Below are 5,178 nucleotides of genomic sequence, written 5' to 3'. Positions count from 1 at the left end.
CCGGCCAGCTCCGCGCCCGGGTAGCGCAGGCTCAGCGCCGCGAGCTCCCAAGCGGCGGCACGGGTTTGCCAGAGCTCGTCAACAGTCATCGTCATGCGCCTTTCACAGGTTCCAGTTTCAGCTCGCGGACGATGAAGCCATCCGCGGTTTCTTCCAGCACGTTGATCGATCGACACAATACGACGGGCAGCGCTTGCACGATAGAGATGTGACGCGGATGGAAAGCCAGGCTAAGGCCTTCGTCCTCAAGCGAGAACGCGCCGATGCCGCACGCCTCCAGCGCGCGCCGCGCCAGGGAGACGTCGCCATCGAATACTTTCACCGTTTTCAGGAAGAAATCATGCGGATCGCGCTCGTACACGCCCGCATCGACGGAGCAAGCGCCGTTTTGAACGCAGATCTGATCGCGATGCTTGTTCTCGAGCGAGCAGTAATGCACGCCAAGGGACAACCCCTCGTCAAGCGCGTACTCCAACAGCTCCAAGCACAAGGATTCGCTGCCCGCCAGCGGCAGACCGCCTGCGTAGCCGTAGTCGTACAGCACGGGAAACGGCGGGTTCTTCACCGAAAAGCCGCGGCGCTCGAACTCGTCCCAAGCTCCCATGGGGTAGCAGAACTCAAGAAGGTTGATGCCGAACGCGCCGACTTGATCAAGACGATCCAGCAGACGACGCATCGCCTTGCCCGTGCCCGGTATCACGGGCATCTCCACCATCACCTGCGGGATGAAGCGCTTCGCGCGGGCAAGCACGTCGACGGCGTCATCGATGATCTCATCGGCGCGATCGACGTCGAGAACGTCCAGCTTGATGCTCATGCGCAGCTCGTCGAGCCCGGCGTCGCGCAAGCGATCGAGCAGCGGTTCGTCAAGGAAATCGCCGGCGGTGTACAACCTGATATGGGCACGCGGAAAGCGCTGGCGAACGTAAGCGCAGAACGCCACGGACTCGTCGGCATGGAGCAAGGGTTCGCCCCCCCGTCAACCCTACATGGGTGACCTCGCCGCCGCACGCATCGGCGAACGCATCGACCTCGTCGCGCCACGCATCGTTCACGCGCAGGCGATCGGCGTAGTCGGCCTGGTTGGCGTTGAAGCAGAAATAGCAAGATCGATTGCATGCAAGCGACAGGAAGAACGTCTTGCTCCCCCGCCCTCCCGTGCAGGCCACGCACGCCGACGACAGGTTGCCGCAGACGATGCCGGCATCGCCGTTGCGGAACTGCGCGCCCTTCTCCCGCAGCCGATCCTTCGCCGCACGGACCACATCCGCATCCGCATCACGCGGCGCGATGCGGATACCCCAATCGGCAAGCCGAGCCAGATAATCGGCTTCGATGGCGGCATATTCGTCAAGCCACGCGCGCAGCGTGGGCCTCGCCTCAAGCAGATCGGCGCTCATCGTCAAAACCTCCGTTGCCATGCGCGGCGGCCTTTGCAACGCCGCGACGTTTCAGCAGATTGTACAGCGAACCCGCATGCACGGCCATATGCACGAGAAGAAGCGCGAGCAACGCCTTCGCCGCCGCGGCATGCAGAGGCGACCACGTATAATACCCCTCGGCATACAGGCCGAACGTCTGCAGCACCGCGCCCGACATGCCCAATCCCGACACGAAGACGGTCGAGAGCGCCACGAGCAACGCGGCATCGAGCGCCAAGCGCCCGCAGTTCCGCAAACGAGCCTCGCGGACGCATCGCGGAAGGGCGCGCGCAACCCGATCGACATGCTGCGCGCAATGGACGAAAACGGGCGCCAGCAAGGCCAAACCAAACCATTCGTGCGCAGGCACGCCCGTCAACGAGGGAAGCGCTGCAAGCGCATAAGTCAGAAACGCCGAGAAATCAACAACGAGCATCCGCTTCACCAGGTCACTTCCCCTCTTAAAGCTTTCGCACGATCAGAACAAGCAGCCCGACGAGTACGACCGGCGCCAAGATCCAGAGGTTCAAGCTGGCATCGGACGCGCGGTGATAGCGCGTCGCCAGCGTATCCCACGCATGACACTCGACGCTGGCGCAGCCCGCCTCGGGACAGGCCATCTCGTGCACGCCATCCGGCTCGGGCACATCGCCGAAACCATGGCACGACCCCGACGCGCACCCGACGACCGGGCAAGGCGAGTGGGGCTCGATAGGCCGGGGAAGCCCCACCGCCGGACTCGCAGCCGCAACAGCCCCGAACACGACGACCCCCGCGAAAAAGAACGTCGCCAAGGTGATGATCGCTTTCCTCAGCATCTCGTTCGCCACCCCTCCATGTCGCACGGCGGGGCGCCCGATGGTTCAGGCGCCCCGCCGAAAAACGGATCGTATCTAGTGCGAACGCTCAGTCGGCTTCAACGGGAGGAACTTGAGGCCCAGCAGCAACATGAGCGCGCCCAGCCCGAAAACGCCCAGCACGACGCCGAATTCGAGCATCGACGGAAAGTACACCATCGATCCGCCTGCGCTCTGCAGAGCCGCACCCGCATCCGTAAGAGCCGGACCGGACACGACGGCGGGCATATCGAGGTTCGGGATCTGGAAGCCGCCCACCAGCAGCTGCACGCGCTTGCAAAAGATGCCCACGATGGCCAGCACCGCTGCGATCACGATAAGCGGGTTCGTGCGCAGCTTCGGCACGAAGGCGATGACCGCCGTGGCGGCGCACCCGACGACCTCGATCCAGAAGAAAGGAGCGAGCGGACCCGTGGTCAGCATGGCGACGACCTCCGCCCCCGATCCGGCCGGGAAGCCCTCGGTCAGCAAGTCGCAACCAAAGAAGTACAAATCCACCATCACGAACACCCCGAGGAGCTTGAGCATCTTGACGACGTGCTCCTGCGCGAGCTCCAGGTAACCAGCCTTGCGCAGCGCGATGACCACGACGAGCACGAGCGCCACGCCGCACACCAGAGCCGACGACACGAACCAGGGGCCCAGAAGCGCGGTATGCCACATCTCGCGACCCTGCTGCAAACCGAAGATCCAAGCGGTGACCGAGTGAACGAGCACGGCGCACACCAGAGCGATGGCGGACACCACGCGCAAGGCAGCGGCAGAGCCCTTGCCGCCCTCGAAGCGCAGCATAGCCCACAAATACACGATGGACAGGATCAGGTACGTGCCCAGCACGATGATGTCCCACATCAAAGGCGAGCCGAGATTGGAGTACACGAACAGCTCCCAAAGGCGCAGCGGCTGGCCGAGGTCGATCACGACGAAGCCGATCGCCAGCACCGTGCAGCAGATGGAGGTCCACACGGCGATCTTCGATACGCCGCCGAAACCCTCCATGCCGAACACGCGCGGAGCGCTCGAGATGATAAGGCCGCCGGCGGACAGACCGACGAGGAACATGAACATCGTGATGTAAAGCCCCCACGAGTCCAGATTGCGCATGTTGGTGTTCACCATGCCGCTGGTCAGCTGAAATGCCCACAAAGCCAAACCGCCGACGGTGAGAATGGCCGCCACCACGATGGCGACAGCAACCCCTTTGCCGCCGAATCCGGCAGCGGAAACCTTGACGGACTTCTCCGCCGATACGTTCTCAGACATGATCAATCCCCTTACACGAGGTAGTACACGGACGGCTTCGTGCCTTCGCTGGCCAGCAGCTGCTCGTAGGAGCGCTCTTTGACAAGCTTCGACACCTCCGAATCCGGATCGTCGAAGTCACCAAAGTGACGGGCGCGGGCCGGGCACAACTCCATGCATGCCGGCACCTCCTCACGGGCAAGGCGCTGGTAGCAGAAGGTGCATTTCTCGACCACATGCTTCTGGTGCTTCGGGACGTCTGCATCGCCGACAGCATGGTCGACGGGGTACTTCGGCTCCTCCCAGTTGAACGAGCGCACGCCCGTGTACGGGCAAGCCGCCATGCACATACGGCAGCCGATGCACTTGTCGTAGTCCTGGCGCACGACGCCCGTCTCGGGATCTTTGTAGGTTGCCCCCACAGGGCACACCTTCGTGCAAGCCGGGTTCTCGCAATGCTGGCAGCCTACAGTGATGTAGCGCATCGACACGTCAGGGAAGACGCCGGCCGGCGTGTCGATCTCGTCGCCGCCCTCCGTGAGGACCCGGGTCCACCAATTTGTCTCGGGAAGGTTGTTCGTTATCTTGCAGTTCACGGAGCAGGCGTTGCACCCCACGCATCGCTTCGTGTCGATGACCATGCCGTAGCGGGTCATTACCTCACACCCCCTTCGTACTTCTCGACTTCGCAGAGGAAGTCGTAGAAGGCGCTGTTCGAGCAGAAATCGTTCATGTACACATTCGTCAGATCCTGCGTATGCCCCTCGACGAACTGGCTAGCCTGGAAACCGTGCGGAATAGAGACGACTCCCGGCTTGATGCCCTCGGTCACACGCGCCTTGAGCACGGCATAGCCGTGATCGTTGTAGACGCGCACGTAGTCGCCCTGCTGGATTCCGCGCTCGGCGGCATCGGTCGCGTTGACCTTCAGCAACGGCTCGGGCTCGAGCTCGCGCATGACCGGCGTGTACGCCAGCTGCGAATGCACGTGATACTTGCTGTGCTCGCTGCATCCGAACAGCGGATACTTGTCGCGCAGCGGATTCTCCTCGTATGCCTCGTTCGCGTGCTCGTAATAAGGCAGACGCTCGCAATCGGCGATCTTCTGCCCGAAGTTGTTGCGCGGCGTGGGCTTCTCGAGGTAGTACTTCAAACGCTGCGCCTCGGCGCTGCCGAACTTCGGCACCATACGCGAATCGGTGTAAGAAGCATCGCGAACCAGCTTGCCCGTCTTAAGCTCTTCGAACGTGCAGCCCTGCTTGACGTTGGCCTCGGTGTCGATGACTTCCTTCAAGAAATCATCGTCCGATTTCGGGTAGATGTCCATGCCCATCTTCGCGGTCACCAAACGCATGATCTCCAGATCGGTCTTGCATTCGTACAGGGGATCGAGCGCTTTCTGGGTGAACGTGGGATACGGCACCGAGCACACCGGGTCGAAATCCTGCACCTCGAACGAATGGGGCACCGGCAAAAGGATGTCGGCCCACTGCGCAGTGTCGGTCATGTTGACGTCTGCGCACACCACGAAGTCGATCTTCTTGACCGCGTCGATGAGGTCTTGACGGCCCGACTCGCAGGACAGCATGTTGCCGTTGCAGCACCACAGAACGCGGATCTCGAGATCCTGCCCCGCCCACTTTTTCTCCTCCATGACC

The 5,178-nt window shown here is 62.4% G+C and carries 7 protein-coding genes; all 7 read right to left on the bottom strand.

Annotated features, from left to right (window positions below; genetic code table 11):
* Positions 1 to 91: 91 nt before the first annotated feature.
* Complete coding sequence (locus ACMO6A_RS04935) at positions 92 to 817, bottom strand: hypothetical protein (RefSeq protein ID WP_227111488.1); 726 nt, start codon at positions 815 to 817, stop codon at positions 92 to 94.
* Between the two features lie 49 nt (positions 818 to 866).
* Entirely contained in the window at positions 867 to 1,421 is a 555-nt protein-coding gene (locus ACMO6A_RS04930) for a hypothetical protein (RefSeq protein ID WP_227111489.1), read from the bottom strand.
* Positions 1,381 to 1,659: a DUF4405 domain-containing protein gene (locus ACMO6A_RS04925; RefSeq protein WP_418470848.1), complete on the bottom strand. Its 279-nt coding sequence runs from the start codon at positions 1,657 to 1,659 to the stop codon at positions 1,381 to 1,383. Before ACMO6A_RS04925 ends, ACMO6A_RS04930 begins: the two co-directional genes overlap by 41 nt.
* 223 nt (positions 1,660 to 1,882) lie before the next feature.
* Complete coding sequence (locus ACMO6A_RS04920) at positions 1,883 to 2,239, bottom strand: hypothetical protein (protein WP_035577462.1); 357 nt, start codon at positions 2,237 to 2,239, stop codon at positions 1,883 to 1,885.
* Between the two features lie 75 nt (positions 2,240 to 2,314).
* Entirely contained in the window at positions 2,315 to 3,541 is a 1,227-nt protein-coding gene (nrfD, locus tag ACMO6A_RS04915) for an NrfD/PsrC family molybdoenzyme membrane anchor subunit (protein WP_009608994.1), read from the bottom strand.
* A gap of 11 nt (positions 3,542 to 3,552) precedes the next feature.
* Positions 3,553 to 4,176, bottom strand: a complete 624-nt coding sequence (locus ACMO6A_RS04910; RefSeq protein ID WP_009609003.1) for a 4Fe-4S dicluster domain-containing protein — start codon at positions 4,174 to 4,176, stop codon at positions 3,553 to 3,555.
* The coding region (locus ACMO6A_RS04905; RefSeq protein ID WP_418470847.1) for a molybdopterin dinucleotide binding domain-containing protein at positions 4,176 to 5,178 on the bottom strand (1,003 nt) is incomplete at its 5' end. The genes ACMO6A_RS04910 and ACMO6A_RS04905, both read right to left, overlap by 1 nt.

Origin of the sequence: Eggerthella sp., assembly GCF_048329335.1 — a bacterium.
In the GTDB taxonomy this organism is placed as follows: Bacteria; Actinomycetota; Coriobacteriia; order Coriobacteriales; family Eggerthellaceae; genus Eggerthella; species Eggerthella lenta.
This window is presented reverse-complemented; position numbering and strand designations above follow the sequence as displayed.